Source organism: Paenibacillus sp. CCS19 (genome assembly GCF_033239625.1).
Classification (GTDB): Bacteria; Bacillota; Bacilli; order Paenibacillales; family Paenibacillaceae; genus Paenibacillus_T.
The window spans coordinates 56,418-70,466 of sequence record NZ_BTCK01000022.1 but is presented as its reverse complement, the minus strand read 5'-3'; the positions used below and the strand labels follow the sequence as shown (position 1 = coordinate 70,466).

Below are 14,049 nucleotides of genomic sequence, written 5' to 3'. Positions count from 1 at the left end.
CTAGTTGATCTGCACGACCGCGCCTTGGATTTTGAGCGTGCCGCCCGATTTGAGCGTCATCGATGCATCCGCCTCGATCTGCACCATGCTCGACTTGATCGTCACCTTCTGGCTGCTCTTCACGGCGATCTCATTGCCCGCCCCGTCGATGACGACGGAATTGCCCCCTGAGTCCTTGAATTCGAGCTTCGGTCCGCCGGAGCCGTCGGTCAGCGTAATCGTCTGTCCATCCTTGCTCTTGATCGTAACGTTCTCCTTGCCATCGGTGTCGTCGAGCACGATTTCGTGGCCGCTTCGCGACTTGATGACTCGCTTGTTGTTATTGCCGTCATCGTTGCTGCCAGGAGGCGTATCCTTGCCGTTCCACAACGAGCCCAGCACGTATGGATGGTTGATATCCCCGGCCTCGAACGCGACGAGCACCTCATCCCCGACCTCCGGCAGAAAATAGATGCCGCGGTCCTTGCCCCCGCTTGGAACCGCCACTCTCGCCCAGTTGCTCTCGTCCGAAGCGCCGCGCCACGGAAACGTCAGCTTCACGCGGGCCAGCCCGTCGGGGTCCTGATTATTCGTGACGATCCCGACCATAACGCCTTGGATGCGTGACGATCGATCCCGGCTCGGCTCAAGCAGACCTTCGAGATTCATGTTCATATCGTGTTCCCCTTCACCTTAAAGGTCGTTCGGTAGCCCGACGCATCGATGCTGTGGCTCGTTTCTTCGATATAATACGCTCGACTGAACATCTTGCCGAGACCGGCTAGTTCGATCCGTATGCCCGGCAGCAATTCAGGAATGCCGATCGCCTCCGCGCTGCCGCTCACGAGCCCTTCGGCCTGCTTGTTCAAGATCGCCTTGGCGATCCGGTCCGCCTCCGCTTGGGAGCTGACCGGCCTTCGAACCGTTTGCACGACCTTGCCGCCGAACACCTGCTTCATGTAGTCGCCGCCGCTTTTGCGCCCTTTGCTCGTATCGGCTGCCCATTCGTCTCCTGCCTGCGCCTTGCCGACGATCTCCTTCTTCTCCTTCGGATCCCAGCCCCGCACCTCGACCTCCGTCACTTGACCCGTCAGATTGACGTCCGGACGGAAGCTGATGAGCGACTTGCGCCACTCCAGCTTGACGAGCGGATCGGCCTTCATCGCCGGCGATTTGAAGACGAGTTTGTCGCCTGAGACGAAGAAATCATAGTAGTTCTGCTCGGCTAACGATTGGAGGAACTGATAGTCGCTTTCCCCTTCCTGCTTCGCCAGCTTCGGATGGGTGACCGGCGTATCCTCGCAATCCGCTTGCAGACTGTAATCCCCTGCGATGGCGGAGGCAATGCCGCTGTGCTTAATGTCATCCCACGACCTTGCCTTGTTGCCTCTCATCATCGCGTATGTCGCGTCATATCCGCTGACGGTCAGCTGCGGCAAGCCCGACTCAGCAAAATCGACCGATACGGACGTAATGACGCCGACAAGCATTCGCTTCATCTTCTTCGCGTAACCGAGCTTGATCTCGATCTTGCTGCCGAACGCGAACAGATCGCTTACGCTCCGCAGATCCTGCCGCACCGGATCGAACGCATCCTCTACGGTGAACGAGAAGTACCCCGCTTCCGTAAGCGAATGCTCGACGCTGATGCCGGCAATGACCATCCCTTTGCTCAGCAGATCTTCACCCTCAAGCAGAATCTCGAACCGAGGCGCGTAGAAATTGAAATATTGTTTCTCCAGTTCCGCGAACTCCATCGTCTATGCCTCCAGCGGCGGAATGATTAACGTCTTGCCGACCGGCAGCTTCCTCGGATCGGCAATGCCGTTCACTCGTGCGATGCTTCGCCACTGGCCAGGATCGCCGGATTCGCGAGCCGATATCGACCAGAGCGTCTCGCCTCGCTTCACCGTCACCTGCTTCGTCTGGTCCGCCTGATTCGTCTGCTGCTGCTGTTGTTCGGTCATCGTCCGATATTCGCGGAAGGTGACGCTGAGCGTAGCCCTCACCGGTATGCCCGAGTCGAGAAACATCGTGAACCGCTGCGAAGCCCGTTCGAGAACGGCCTTGAACTGCATCTTGCCCCATATGACCATGCATACTGGCGGCGCGTGCAGATCGGGATTCATATCCATCAGCTTCGTTACTTGACCGGTATACTGCCGAACATCGACGCCTTGCTCATATGTATCGAAGAAGAGATCCATCGCCAGCGTCTGGCCGCCTCCGCCGACGAATTGGGTGACGGGAGCCGGCAGGCCGGGAATGACTGTGCTGTGCAGCTGATTGCTCTTATCGATCGCATATTCCGTCGGGTTGAACAACACCGTAACGGCCTCGCCCTTCTTGTTGCCATCGTAATCAAGCGGCTGTATCATCGCCTTCTCCAACGCCATCCTCGCATTCTTCTCCTTTATTGAAAAATGGTGGTTCCTCTCTCGATCAGGCGGCTCTAGTGGAACAAATACTTGCACCGGCAAGCTACAAACCTCGCCGCTCCCTCGCGATCTTCAGCTTGCGTTCCAGCATGCGGTACACTTGATCCGTCAGTCGCTTCAGGTCGGCATCCGTCCACGATGCGCCGCCTCGCTGAGCGGCTGCCGCCGCGAACGGATCAACGCTGGCAGTTCCGCCAACCGAAGAGGATCGCGCTTGCTGCGTCCTGCCTTCCGCCTGAACCGTGCTTTTGTCCGCCTGCCGACTGGCCTGCGCACCACCTGTCTGCCGCTCCTCCGCTGCCGGATGCTGCAGCTCCAGCGCAGGCTGCCGATGCTGCGACGAAGCGCTCCCGCTTCCAGCCGATGGCGCCTGTTCGGGCAGCATCGCGGCGGGCTGCAGCAGCGACGCCGCAGCCGCAAGATTGCGCTCCACTGGCTGCTGCTCAGCATCCGACTTATGGCGGCGTGCCGCTAACGGCAGTGCGGTAAAGGACTCTGCTTCATGAAACCGCGGGGCAAGGTATAGTCGCTGGACAAGCGGTTGTATATACGGAGCCGCCGTCAGCAGCTGCGACCGTTCAACCGCATGACGCACCGCAATTGGCTGCAGGTGTAGCGCTGATGGATGAGCTAACATTCCAGCCTCGGCGCTTCCTACTCCTACACCTACACCTGCACCTACGCCACCATTAGCCGATCGTACAGCATGCTCTACACTGACCTGTTCAACCATTCGCCCTTGACTCGAACGTGCAGCAGCCGCAGCTGCGATTGCTGCTTGATCCCGTGTAATCGATTGTCCGCGATCCGAAGCCGATGATGCAGCATAACCCGCATGATCCCTTACGTTCGAGCGGCCGAGAACCGTTACAGCGGAAAAATCAGCATTGACCATTACGCTTCGGTCGACAGCCCTCGATGCGATGTAGGCCGCTGCATCCGAGGCAGTCGTCTGCTGCCTGCTCACGGATTGAGCTAGATTGCTATGCGTTACGATTCCTTCTCCCATGAACGGCATCGACATGGAACGACGATCACTCTGCAAATGCCTGTCATGAAGCCGGTTGACGATTCGTTGGAACAATGGCTGCGCTTCGATAACCTCAGTGCTTGCGCGCGCGCTTATAGCTGCGGCAGCTTCCATAGGGATAAGCATTCCGCCGTCGTAGTGAACCATTGGACTGACAAGCGTGTTTCCGTTAAGAATTCGTAGATTAGCGGCCTCCGCTCGAAGCGGTATGCGCGGCGGGATTAATGCACCAGCTGGAAGCGCATATTCCGATTGTCCCCGTATGGCTGCCGGTATTCCGGGTCTGCTGCGCGCGGCGGCCACCGTTGCTGACTGTGTCCCAGTTGCTCCCCATGAACCTTGTGCACTAGATGCACCGGATGCGCCAGATGTATACGTTGCCTCTGCCGAGTGAATGGTGCGTAACGCAGGAAACGTACGAGGTCTATTCCCCTCATTACTTGTTTCATTTAATACACGTGGTGCAAGCCACCCAGCACCACGCTGTCCGCCCGCCGAATCCGGCTGACGATCCGAATGTATAACTATCGGGCTGCTGATAGCACGCCTTGCCTGGACCTGCTTATTCAAACCAGCAGCGGATGCTTCATTGTGCGATTCCGAACCTGCGACCGCCATTCCCTCTGAATGCTTCAGCGGGTAAGTGCCTCCCGCTGGCTCTGCGCGCGATCCTGCAATAGTCAGCATCATCGGCTTAGCCATCGTTATCGTACCTTCGGTCTCCGAACTATGCATCGCTCCTGCTGCCTGCTCTCCTCTTAAGCGAGCTGCTCCAACGCTGCTTAGGCGGCTTACATTCGCCGCAGCGTTAGGCGCTCTATTCCACTCGTCCCGTTCATGAACAGACATCTTGCCTGCCTGCATGAATGCGGACAAGGACCTGAGCGGCGGCAGCATCATCCCTGGCTTGAACGGCATGTTATCCGTCGCAAATGCCGCTCCTCCGCGCATGACTTGCACAGCTGCGGGCACATGGATGGCCTTACTATTAGAAGCTGAATCCCCTCGTTCGCCACGGCTTTCTCTTATGCTTGCATCCCCTTGAACGGTACTTCGTGCGGTCATCCTTATTGCAGCGCGTTCGTCGGTCGATCTCATTGCAGCAACGCCTGACGATGGAGAACGCTCACGATTAACAGAAGCGTGCAACATCGCAGATGATTGCTGTATACCCATATCGCGGCTTGCTTCATTGGCATTGTCTGTCCGCTCATGCATCAACGGCCGAGCTGACCAATGGGCACGGTCCAACGCTCCCGTCAGCCGATCATCCCCGTGTCGAGATGCATCCTCGTTCACTGTCTGCCACCCGCCAGACATTCGGCCAAGCGGCACGGCACTCCGCAGCGCTTGTTGCAGCGGCGCCTGCTTCGCCGCAGCTCCTCCATCAAAGCGCAATGGCGTGCCTGCACCAGATGCAGCAGTTACTCTCTCGCGTACGACTACCGTACGCTCCGTCCAGCGCTCCACAACCCGTTCGACCAGCGGCGCTTCCTGCTCCGACGCGTTCATTAAGTAAATGAGCGGCGCCATCGCAGCCGGCCGCACAGTCTGACCGGCATGTTTCGCGAGCATTGCCGCTGCGAAGCCCGGATCGGACACTAACGCCAGACGCCCGCTCATATGCCGTCGACCGTCAAGCCTTGATGCGCGATCTCGATCGATTCGAAAGCGACGCTGCTGCTGTCCGCCCGCAGCTCGGGACCGGTCCACTTGATCGGGTAAGCATTGGCGAAATTCCAGCGCTTCGCCTCGCTGCCGTCGGCGTCGAGCAGAATAATCGAGCCGTTCATACGAGACATCCAACCCTCCGATGCTGCCTTGAACCAGATCCACAGCTCATTCGAACTGGACAAGCCGCGCTTCAGCGTCAGATTGGACTGCCGCGTTATGCGTGGAAGCCGATGGATGTACGTATTGACGCCGCCCTCGCGGTATTCCTCCATCTCGATTTCCGCTTCGATCCCATGCACCTCGCTGAATCCGCCGGCAATGATCCCGTCAAGCTCGATCAGAAACCGGAAGCCGGCGAGCGGATCTCTTCTCGCTCCCGTCGGCATATGCCGCCCCTCCTACAACCTTATGTCGCAAAAATGTTCTTCGGCTCCTTGCTCACCTTACGGTGTATGCGTGAAATCTCTTCGCACCAGCGACGGCGCTCCCGATGATCCATCTCCATAATGTCGTCGTGCTTCCAGTGCAAGTAGTACGCAATGAAAGCGACCTCCTCATAGATCCGGTCTACCGGGTAGCCGCTTAATACTCCCCCGCGGCAGCGATCTCCAGCTGGAAGTGGTGCTCGCACTTCGGACATTCCGCCTCGATCGCAGCATTGCCGTCATCGTTGATCCGCTTATAGAACGTCTGCAGAAAAGCAAGATCGGAAGAGAACAGCCCTTCGATCACGGCAGGATTAATAACCTGCAGATCCCCCAGCCTCGTGATGACGCGCGATAATAGAATAATCGTTAAATAAGCCGGGTTCTGCTGCACGCGCGGATCCTTCAGCGGCAGGATCTCGTCCGCCGCCGTCGAGAGTCTCATCGTTCCGGTACGGTGCAGCGATCCTTGTTTATCGACATAGCCTTTGGGCAATACGAATTCGAATTCCGTTACGAATGCCATAGTCATCCCATCTCCTTGTTGTTTCGTTCCGTTCCATGCACCGGCTCGCTCCGCGCCGCAGTTGAAAACTTAACCGCTGCGGCGCGAAGGAAAAGCAGGCGTCCGGTCCGGTTCATTCCATCCGAGCTGCCGATTAGCTCTCGCGGATCATACCCTCATGGACGATATCGAGCGACTCGATGCCGACTTCGCTGCTCTTCGCGCTGAAATCGGGAGCATCGTATTTCGAAGGCCATGCATTGATGAAGTTCCAACGCGACTTATCGCCGCCCGTCTCGTCGACGAGCACGATCGAAATATTTTTGCGCTGAACATTGCCCTTCGTCACTTCGCTGAACCAGTTATAAATTTCCGTTGAATCGGTAATGCCCCACTTCAGGCTGATATTGCCGTACTTGGTCAAGCCGCTTAGCTTGCGCGTCGTTGTCGTCTCGTTGCCTTCGCGGTATTCGACGACATCGACTGTGGAATCGAACCCGGACACGTCCGTAAAGCCTGCCTGCTGCAAGCCGTCGATTTCAACCCGGAACCGGAAATTGCGGTAAGGATCCTTTCTTTGACCCGTTGCCATCGCTTGCTTCCCCCTAATGAGTAATTAATAAAGCCGTATTATTGCGCGTCGGCGCTGCCGGACAGCTGCGCGATGCGGAAGATGACGAACTCGGCCGGACGTACCGGAGCCACGCCGATCAGCACGATCAGCCTGCCGTTGTTGATATCGTCCTGCGTCATCGTGGAACGATCCACCTTCACGAAGAAGGCTTCCTCTGCCTTGGAGCCTACGAGCGCTCCGTCGCGCCAGATGCGCGTCAGGAACTCGTTGACCGTACGTCTTACGCGTGCCCACAGCTTATCGTCGTTCGGCTCGAATACGACCCACTGCGTGCCATTGTAGATCGACTCCTCGAGGAAAATGAACAGACGGCGAACGTTCACGTATTTCCAGAGCGGATCGCTCGACAGCGTTCTGGCGCCCCAGACGCGGATGCCGCGGCCCGGGAATGCTCGAATGACGTTGACGCCTTTGGGATTGAGAATATCCTGCTCGCCCTTCGTAATCTGGAACTCCAGATCGACGACGCCGCGGAGCGTATCGTTAGCCGGCGCCTTATGTACGCCGCGTTCGACGTCCGTCCGTGCATATAGACCAAGAACGTGTCCGCCCGGCGGGATTGTCTGCTGCATGCCAGTATCTGGATTAATAACTTTCACCCATGGGTAATAGAAAGCAGCATACTTCGTATCTTCGATATCATCGCGCGGCTTCAGCTCATCGACTTTCTTCTGAGACTCGGAGTCGAGCACGACGAACCGATCCTTCAACTGCTCGCTATGCGAGATCAGCGCCTGTGCAAGCCCGTTGACAGCCAATGCGTTCGGCGAGTAGAGCAGGGAGATATCATCGATTCCATCGAGCGCCGTCAACCCTTTGCGCTGGCCAGGCTGATCCGTATCGCTGCGGATGAAGTCAGCCAACACAAGCTTCGTTTCCGTGCCTCCGAAATCGTCGCCGCCCGTCAGGTAAGCGATCGCGCTCGCATCCGGCAGCAGCACCGGCTTGATTGGAGCGGCTCCAAGACGAATAAGGTTGGAGCTGAGATTGACTTTCTTCTCGTAATAATCCGAGGAATCCGGATCGATCGTAACGTTGTCATACTGCTCTACGGCAGACGGACGAGGCAGCGTCTTCGAATCGGCTTCCGGGTCGTACAGCGTCTTCGGCAGCTTCTTCCAATAGAAGACCGAGATTTTGAACGTCCCCGCACCTGACGATCCTGCCGCTACTTTGACGGCGATCCTGTTGCCCCAATCGCCTTCGCCAATTGCGGATACTTGCAGTGCGTCATCTTCATCGCTCGTGAGCGTCTTTTGCGCGGTGACAGCATCCTTGCTTACGACTCTCGCAATGTACGCGCGTTGACCGCCGTTATCGAAGAAGCCCTGCACCGCGTAAGGCAAATACGATGCGTCCGTGTAACTGCCGAACTTGCGCTGAAACTCGAGCCAGCTCGTGACGAATTGCGGCTTAGTCGGTCCTCGCTCTGCTGCGCCTAGAAATCCCGCCGTGCTGGTCGATACGCCCTCTACGGGTTTGCTGCCGATCTCGATTTCTTCCACATATACGCCTGGGGACAAATATTCCGGCATGGTCATTTCCTCCTTGAATGAATAAAATAACGATTGCTATATAGACAACAGTGTCAGAACGCCGAGCGATGTCGTTCGGCCTTCCTCGCACTGAATATCCCTGTGGATATGCTGGAAGCCGTCAAGTGCAAAGCTCATCGCAACGAACGCTTTGGGCAGTGACAGACTGCCAAGGGCAAGCACAAACTCGCCTCTGCCATCCGCGGATGCGGTGATCGTATTCACGGGCTTGGCGGCATAAGCAGGCGTCCCCGCGATATGGGGATATCGAACGGGCTCCGTGAGGTTGTAGCCATCCTTAGCCGGATCAGCTGGCAGGACTGACGCCAGTCGAACATACTCCAGCCGGCCGGCGTTCGAATCCTTGAGCAGCAAGACGCTGCCCGGCGGAATGCTGCCTGCTGACAACCCGCCGAGCTTCAAGACGGTATCGCCCGCTCCTGCCGGCTCGCCAAGCGATGCCGTATAAGCACTCTCCGGCTGCAGCACCTCCGCTTCGACGAAGGCTCCGACTGCCGGCTTCTGCGCAGGCAGCTGGACAAGGCCGCGAAGGAGCGTCGCATGGCCGGGAAACGGATAGGAGCACGCAGGCTGAAGCTTTACGTCCAGCGCGACTGGCTCCAGACCAGCAACGTTCACTTGCTGCTGCACATCTCGATAGAGCCCCGACTGAATATGAAGCGTATAAGTCCCGTCCGGCAGATCAGGGAACACATACCAGCCTCCGCGATTGCGAATCGGCGGTCGTTCCACTCCGCTGAGCGTTACCGTCAAGCTTCCGATCGGCACCCCTCCCGGGGACAAACCGTCGACGGGGCGAATGGCGGCCGCAACGCGCGATACGAAGGATTCTGGTATCCCTTTCATCGAAGGGTCGCTCATAGCTCCACCCCGCTCTCGCCAAAGGTAAGCTTCCGGCTGCGTACAGGAACGGCGCTCGCGTCCGGATCGGAACGAAGCAGCACAGGCGAGACGACATAGCCGATCGAAGGCCTGTAGTGCTGCTTCGGAATCGCGTGCCAGATCGAAGTCAGCTCCGTCAGCGCGAGCGGGTTAAGCGACACATGCAGCACTTCGTCGCTGCCGCGCAGCGAACCTTGCAGCCGCGAGCCGTACAGCAGACTGTTGTCATGCAGCAGCCGCATGGCGCGTCCGAGGACGCGCTGCTCCTCGAGCGTCTTCTGCGTAATGTCCTGCACGGAGGTGTAGGCGGTCAGCATATAGTACAAATCGAGCGCTAGCGGAGGCTTGCCCCGATCATCCGCATAGGGGGAAGACTGGTTTTTCAAATGCGGGTTTTCCGCAATGTAGTACAGAAACAGCGTCAGGCTGACGTTCTGTCCTTCGACGTCTGCAGGCGACAGCAAGACGATGGAGTTAGGTGCAACCAAGTCGCTCATGCCTTCCCGCAGCAGCCGAAGAAGGGAATCGCCAACATCGGCGATAGCAGTATCCGCTGCCAATGCGCAGCCCTCCCTTAAGTAATCCAGTCATAATACGGGCCAAAATCCTCCCGCAGGCACAGCTTGCCAAGCTTATCGAACTCCTGCTTCACAGCCGCGATCATATGGCGCATGCCGATGGCAGTTCCCTCCCCCGCAGCCAAATACGCAGCCGTCAGCACGGCGTTCTTGATGCTGCCGCCCGACAAGCGCAGATGGCGGGCCAAATACGGAAAGTCGATATCGGCGGCGCGCGGCGATTCCGGCGGAAACATCGACTGCCACAGCCGATAGCGATGCTCCTCGTCGGGAATTTGAAACTCGATGCGGAATGCCATCCGCCGCGCGAACGCTTCATCCATGTTGTGCTGAAGGTTGGTCGCGAGAATGGACATGCCCTCGTATTCCTCCATCTTCTGCAGCAAATAAGCAATCTCGGTGTTGGCATGGCGATCATGGGAATCCTTCACTTCCGAGCGCTTGCCGAACAAGGCGTCCGCCTCATCGAACAACAGAACCGCATTGCTGTGCTCGGCCTCGCTGAACAGGCGGCGCAAGTTCTTCTCCGTCTCGCCGATGTACTTGCTTATGATCTGGGACAGGTCGATCCGGTACAGATCCAGCCCGAGCTCGCCTGCGATCGCCTCCGCCGCCATGGTTTTGCCCGTTCCCGGCGGACCGGCGAACAGCACATTCGTCCCTTTGCCCCGCGACAGCTTCCCGTGAAAATTCCACTCCGTCAGCACTTGGTGGCGGTTATGCAGCTGGCTGATGATTTGACGAATGCGCCTCAGCTGATCCGGCGGCAGCACGAGCTGCTCCACCCGGCACTGCGGGACGATTCGCGTCGCAATGTCGCCAAGCCGATGCTGCTTCTGCCGTCTGCATGCTTCTCGGATATCATCCGCTGTCAGGGTCGGTTCAAGGACAAGCGGACGATCTGCAGCCGCCTCGTTCGAGCTGGCTGTACGCGCAGTACGCCACTCCGCCAATGCGTTCGCCAGCTTCCACGCTTCGCGAATCGAGCCCTCCGTCAATTTGTACTGCTCGGCAATGGCAAGCCAGTTCACGGATTGATCCAGCGTGCCCCTCCATTGCCGAGCATACAGCTGCCATAGCGCTGCACGCTCGCGGACGGAAGGAAGCTGAAAGCTGATTTCTACGATCGGGATGTTATAGGAGGCAGATGGTGCAGGAACCAAATGTTCCTCGCTCATTAGCAGCACAGTGCCTGCCGCGCTTGCTTGATAACCGTGTACAATCCGCCAGAACACCCCCGGCTCCTCTCGTGCATTCAGCAGATCTGCGTGCTGAAGCCCGATTACCGCATGCCGAAGCGCCGCCTCACGGCATAGCAGTTGAAGCGTCGATGCAAGCCCCGCCGAGTCCTCCGCCATCCTGCTCACATCCGCCAACAGCATCGTAACGCCTGCCCTTGCACAGGCTTCTGCCGCTAATTCCGCTCTGCCTGATCCCGCCGGCCCATGCAAGAGAAACGTAATTGAACCCGAGTCGTCTACCGCGTCGACTCGCTCATTCGCCTTCGCTTCGAACGGCAGAGAGGATGAGACAGACTTGTCCGTTCGCTGCCCCGTTCGAATCGAGTCAAGGCTGTGCCGACGCTCCGCCCATTGTTGTTTTCTCCCTATAAGCACAGCCGCAAGCCCTTGTGCCGCATTGTCCACCTCCCCCCCGTCGAACGAGGTGCTGCCTACACTGCGCATGAGAGCGGATTCACCCGCCTCCAGCAGTGAAACCGATTGGCGAAGCCGCGCGTCCAATAGCTCCGGCTGCAGCACATACTGGGTTATCCCTTCATCCGGCTTGATGATGGCGGCTGCCAGCACGCTCGCGTGTTCATCAATAGGCCGATTGCCCAGCGTAACGAGTCGATGCTCCCGAAGTGCGCCTCCTGGAAGCCAGCTGCGAAGCAGCCGACGGGGATCCCCATCGTCGTCTCCTGCCAGGCGCATCGTTAACGATACGGTTGGCCGCTGGTTCGTCGCGTCATCCTGCAGAAACCCGAACAGCTTCCCGTATTTGATATCCACCTGCAAGGCAATAGCGACTAATAGGCAGTCCCGTTCATACGGAGTGAGGCGGAAGCTGACCGCAATGCGGCGGAGGGGAAGCAGCATGCCAAGCTCCTCGCTCGCCTTGCATCGCTGCTCGAGTTCCTCTTCCAGAGCGCGAAGCGGCTCCTCCCATTGCGACAGACGCGAACGCGCCTGCGATGCCTGACTCTGCTCGCGGCCGCCGCCTTCATCCAGCAGCCGCAGCATCTCCTCGCGCGTCAGCGCCAATCCCGGATAGTTCCGGGTCAATTCGTCCTGCGCTTCCTCTCGAATCGCCATCCGCTCCATCTCGATCCGGATGAGCGCATCCAATCTGGCGAACTCAGCCTGCAAATGATCGAGATGATCCTTATATGGAATAATCAACTGATTCGTTGGTGTCATGTCTATGTCTCCGTATGGACGTTTCCATACGACAAGGCCAAATAATCCGCTACAATCCGTATGTCATACGCCCCCTTTTCACATCATGTTTGATACGAATTGTATCACTAACTTGATCAGCCGACAATGCGAACAAATCCATAAATACGGTACTTTTGCCCGATTTATATCTAAAGTTTTGCTAAAATGCGAGCGATCCTACCAACGATCTAAATAGGGTTAAACTAAGGCATTCAGCAGCCCTATACCGTTCCAAAATAAACAACAAAAAACGCCCGCAAGGTCACGCTGAGCGTAACCATTGCAGGCGTTTGGTACTTGTCTATTCATCAGTTCCTTGTGCCTATATCTATACATTAGGGAACAGCGTCACTTGCTGATTCTTAATGCGCTGCCGCCGGACGTTCCTTGGCCTTATCGGCTTCGGATGCGTTGCGGCGAGCCGCTTCGCGGTCCTCCATCATCTCGTCGACCGTCTTCACCTTCAGGCGCGCCGCACCTGCATAGTCCTTCGTCGGGATGAGGTTGCCCGCAGCAAGGCGCGTCTTCGCGGCAGCGATCGCGTCGCCGTATTGCGGCAGCCATTTCTCTTGCGCGACGAGCATCTCGTCCGCCATCTGCCAGATCTCCTTCGGATTGCACACCGCGCCTACAAGCGGGTCCATCATCATCGCTTGGCGCAGCAGTTGATCGTCGCCGCGCACCGCCGCTTCAACCGCCAGACGCTGCACGCTGATGCTCACATTGCAGACGGCAGCCGGTCCAAGCGGCAGGTCGCCGACATGCGGCATGTTGATGCCGTTGCGGTCGACATAGCCTGGCGCTTCGATGATCGCATCCGCCGGAAGGTTCGAGATGACGCCATTGTTGACGACGTTGAAGTGACCGCGATAGACGCGTCCCGTCTCCAAGCCCTCGATAATGTACGAGCCATGCTCCTCGCTGCGCTTGTCCGCCTCATACTTGAACGGTTCCTCCTGCATCCAGTTCGGGAAGTCCGTCTCGAACCAGTTGCGTCCCTCCGTGCACACGCGCAGATAACCGCCCGTCTCGCCGTTGATCCACGTGCCAAGATCGATCCAGTCTTTGATTTCGTCTGGACGCTTCCGGTACCAAGGCACATATTCGCTCAAGTGACCGTTCGACTCCGTCGAATAGTAGCCGAAGCGGCGGAGCATATCGATGCGCACCTTCTCCGTCTTGCTGAATTCCGGATGCGCTTCGAACGCCTCCAGCAGCTTGCCGGTCATGTCCTCGCCTTTATGCTGCACCTGCACATACCACGTCTGATGGTTGATGCCTGCGCAAATAATATCGACGTCCTTCTTCTCCAGACCAAGCGCCGTCGCGATCTGCCAATGGCCGCCTTGAACACCGTGGCATAGACCAATCGTACGAACGCCGCCGTACTTGTTGCACGCCCAAGTGAGCATCGCCATTGGATTCGCATAGTTGAGCAGCAGTACATCGGGAGATGCAACCTCGCGAATGTCCTTGCAAATGTTCAGCATCTCTGCAATGCCGCGCTGACCGTACATAATGCCGCCTGCGCACAGCGTATCGCCCACGCATTGATCCACGCCGTACTTCAGCGGAATATCGACGTCCGTCGCGAATGCTTCCAGACCGCCGATCCGAACGACCGTCAGCACATACTTCGCATCCTTCAGCGCTTCGCGGCGGTTGGTCGTCGCCTGGATCTGAATGTTCAATCCGTTCGCTTCAATATCCCGCTGACACAGCTGCGTCACCATGTCGAGATTGTGTTCGTTAATGTCCGTAAATGCAACTTCGATATTATGAAATTCTGGTACTGCGAGCAAATCTCTCAGCAGCCCACGCGTAAATCCGATACTTCCAGCTCCGATGAACGTTACTTTGAATGACAAGTGAATCGGCCTCCTCTGCGGGACGGAGTCGTGTCCGTC

General features: G+C 57.7%; 13 protein-coding genes. All 13 read right to left on the bottom strand.

The genetic code is table 11. From position 1 onward, the window contains the following. A complete protein-coding gene (locus SBI19_RS16200) occupies nt 1–654 on the bottom strand; it encodes a phage baseplate assembly protein V (protein WP_317969980.1) in 654 nt (217 codons plus the stop codon). Further along, the gene (locus SBI19_RS16195) at nt 651–1,736 is read right to left on the bottom strand and encodes a phage late control D family protein (RefSeq protein WP_317969978.1); all 1,086 of its coding nucleotides are present in this window, start codon (nt 1,734–1,736) and stop codon (nt 651–653) included. The genes SBI19_RS16200 and SBI19_RS16195 overlap by 4 nt, the downstream gene beginning before the upstream one ends. 3 nt (nt 1,737–1,739) lie before the next feature. After that, nucleotides 1,740–2,375, bottom strand: a complete 636-nt coding sequence (locus tag SBI19_RS16190; RefSeq protein WP_317969976.1) for a CIS tube protein — start codon at nt 2,373–2,375, stop codon at nt 1,740–1,742. An 85-nt stretch (nt 2,376–2,460) separates the two neighbouring features. Then, nucleotides 2,461–5,070 (bottom strand): hypothetical protein, encoded by a 2,610-nt coding sequence (locus tag SBI19_RS16185; protein ID WP_317969975.1) that lies wholly within the window; start codon nt 5,068–5,070, stop codon nt 2,461–2,463. Continuing rightward, nucleotides 5,067–5,507 carry a phage tail protein gene (locus tag SBI19_RS16180; RefSeq protein WP_317969973.1) on the bottom strand — a complete coding sequence of 147 codons (441 nt, stop codon included), beginning with the start codon at nt 5,505–5,507 and terminating at the stop codon, nt 5,067–5,069. Before SBI19_RS16180 ends, SBI19_RS16185 begins: the two co-directional genes overlap by 4 nt. A gap of 20 nt (nt 5,508–5,527) precedes the next feature. Next, a complete protein-coding gene (locus tag SBI19_RS16175; protein WP_317969971.1) occupies nt 5,528–5,761 on the bottom strand; it encodes a DUF6760 family protein in 234 nt (77 codons plus the stop codon). Beyond that, nucleotides 5,704–6,072, bottom strand: a complete 369-nt coding sequence (locus tag SBI19_RS16170) for a phage tail assembly protein (RefSeq protein ID WP_317969969.1) — start codon at nt 6,070–6,072, stop codon at nt 5,704–5,706. Before SBI19_RS16170 ends, SBI19_RS16175 begins: the two co-directional genes overlap by 58 nt. Before the next feature lie 133 nt (nt 6,073–6,205). Continuing rightward, nucleotides 6,206–6,643 carry a phage tail protein gene (locus tag SBI19_RS16165; RefSeq protein ID WP_317969967.1) on the bottom strand — a complete coding sequence of 146 codons (438 nt, stop codon included), beginning with the start codon at nt 6,641–6,643 and terminating at the stop codon, nt 6,206–6,208. A gap of 38 nt (nt 6,644–6,681) precedes the next feature. Continuing rightward, a complete protein-coding gene (locus SBI19_RS16160) occupies nt 6,682–8,220 on the bottom strand; it encodes a phage tail sheath family protein (protein WP_317969964.1) in 1,539 nt (512 codons plus the stop codon). A 36-nt stretch (nt 8,221–8,256) separates the two neighbouring features. Then, on the bottom strand, nt 8,257–9,102 hold the full coding sequence (locus tag SBI19_RS16155; protein ID WP_317969962.1) for a carboxypeptidase-like regulatory domain-containing protein: 846 nt from the start codon (nt 9,100–9,102) through the stop codon (nt 8,257–8,259). Continuing rightward, nucleotides 9,099–9,683, bottom strand: a complete 585-nt coding sequence (locus SBI19_RS16150) for a Pvc16 family protein (RefSeq protein WP_317969960.1) — start codon at nt 9,681–9,683, stop codon at nt 9,099–9,101. The genes SBI19_RS16155 and SBI19_RS16150 overlap by 4 nt, the downstream gene beginning before the upstream one ends. Before the next feature lie 14 nt (nt 9,684–9,697). Beyond that, nucleotides 9,698–12,121, bottom strand: coding sequence for an ATP-binding protein (locus tag SBI19_RS16145; RefSeq protein WP_317969958.1), 2,424 nt, complete (start codon nt 12,119–12,121; stop codon nt 9,698–9,700). A 383-nt stretch (nt 12,122–12,504) separates the two neighbouring features. Beyond that, nucleotides 12,505–14,010: an alpha-glucosidase/alpha-galactosidase gene (gene melA, locus SBI19_RS16140; RefSeq protein WP_317969956.1), complete on the bottom strand. Its 1,506-nt coding sequence runs from the start codon at nt 14,008–14,010 to the stop codon at nt 12,505–12,507. Between the last annotated feature and the right edge of the window lie 39 nt (nt 14,011–14,049).

Coding starts and splice junctions, on each gene's coding strand:
- SBI19_RS16200 (WP_317969980.1), bottom strand. CDS start 654: ATGAACATGAATCTCGAAGGTCTGCTTGAGCCGAGCCGGGATCGATCG.
- SBI19_RS16195 (WP_317969978.1), bottom strand. CDS start 1,736: ATGGAGTTCGCGGAACTGGAGAAACAATATTTCAATTTCTACGCGCCT.
- SBI19_RS16190 (WP_317969976.1), bottom strand. CDS start 2,375: ATGGCGTTGGAGAAGGCGATGATACAGCCGCTTGATTACGATGGCAAC.
- SBI19_RS16185 (WP_317969975.1), bottom strand. CDS start 5,070: ATGAGCGGGCGTCTGGCGTTAGTGTCCGATCCGGGCTTCGCAGCGGCA.
- SBI19_RS16180 (WP_317969973.1), bottom strand. CDS start 5,507: ATGCCGACGGGAGCGAGAAGAGATCCGCTCGCCGGCTTCCGGTTTCTG.
- SBI19_RS16175 (WP_317969971.1), bottom strand. CDS start 5,761: ATGTCCGAAGTGCGAGCACCACTTCCAGCTGGAGATCGCTGCCGCGGG.
- SBI19_RS16170 (WP_317969969.1), bottom strand. CDS start 6,072: ATGGCATTCGTAACGGAATTCGAATTCGTATTGCCCAAAGGCTATGTC.
- SBI19_RS16165 (WP_317969967.1), bottom strand. CDS start 6,643: ATGGCAACGGGTCAAAGAAAGGATCCTTACCGCAATTTCCGGTTCCGG.
- SBI19_RS16160 (WP_317969964.1), bottom strand. CDS start 8,220: ATGCCGGAATATTTGTCCCCAGGCGTATATGTGGAAGAAATCGAGATC.
- SBI19_RS16155 (WP_317969962.1), bottom strand. CDS start 9,102: ATGAGCGACCCTTCGATGAAAGGGATACCAGAATCCTTCGTATCGCGC.
- SBI19_RS16145 (WP_317969958.1), bottom strand. CDS start 12,121: ATGACACCAACGAATCAGTTGATTATTCCATATAAGGATCATCTCGAT.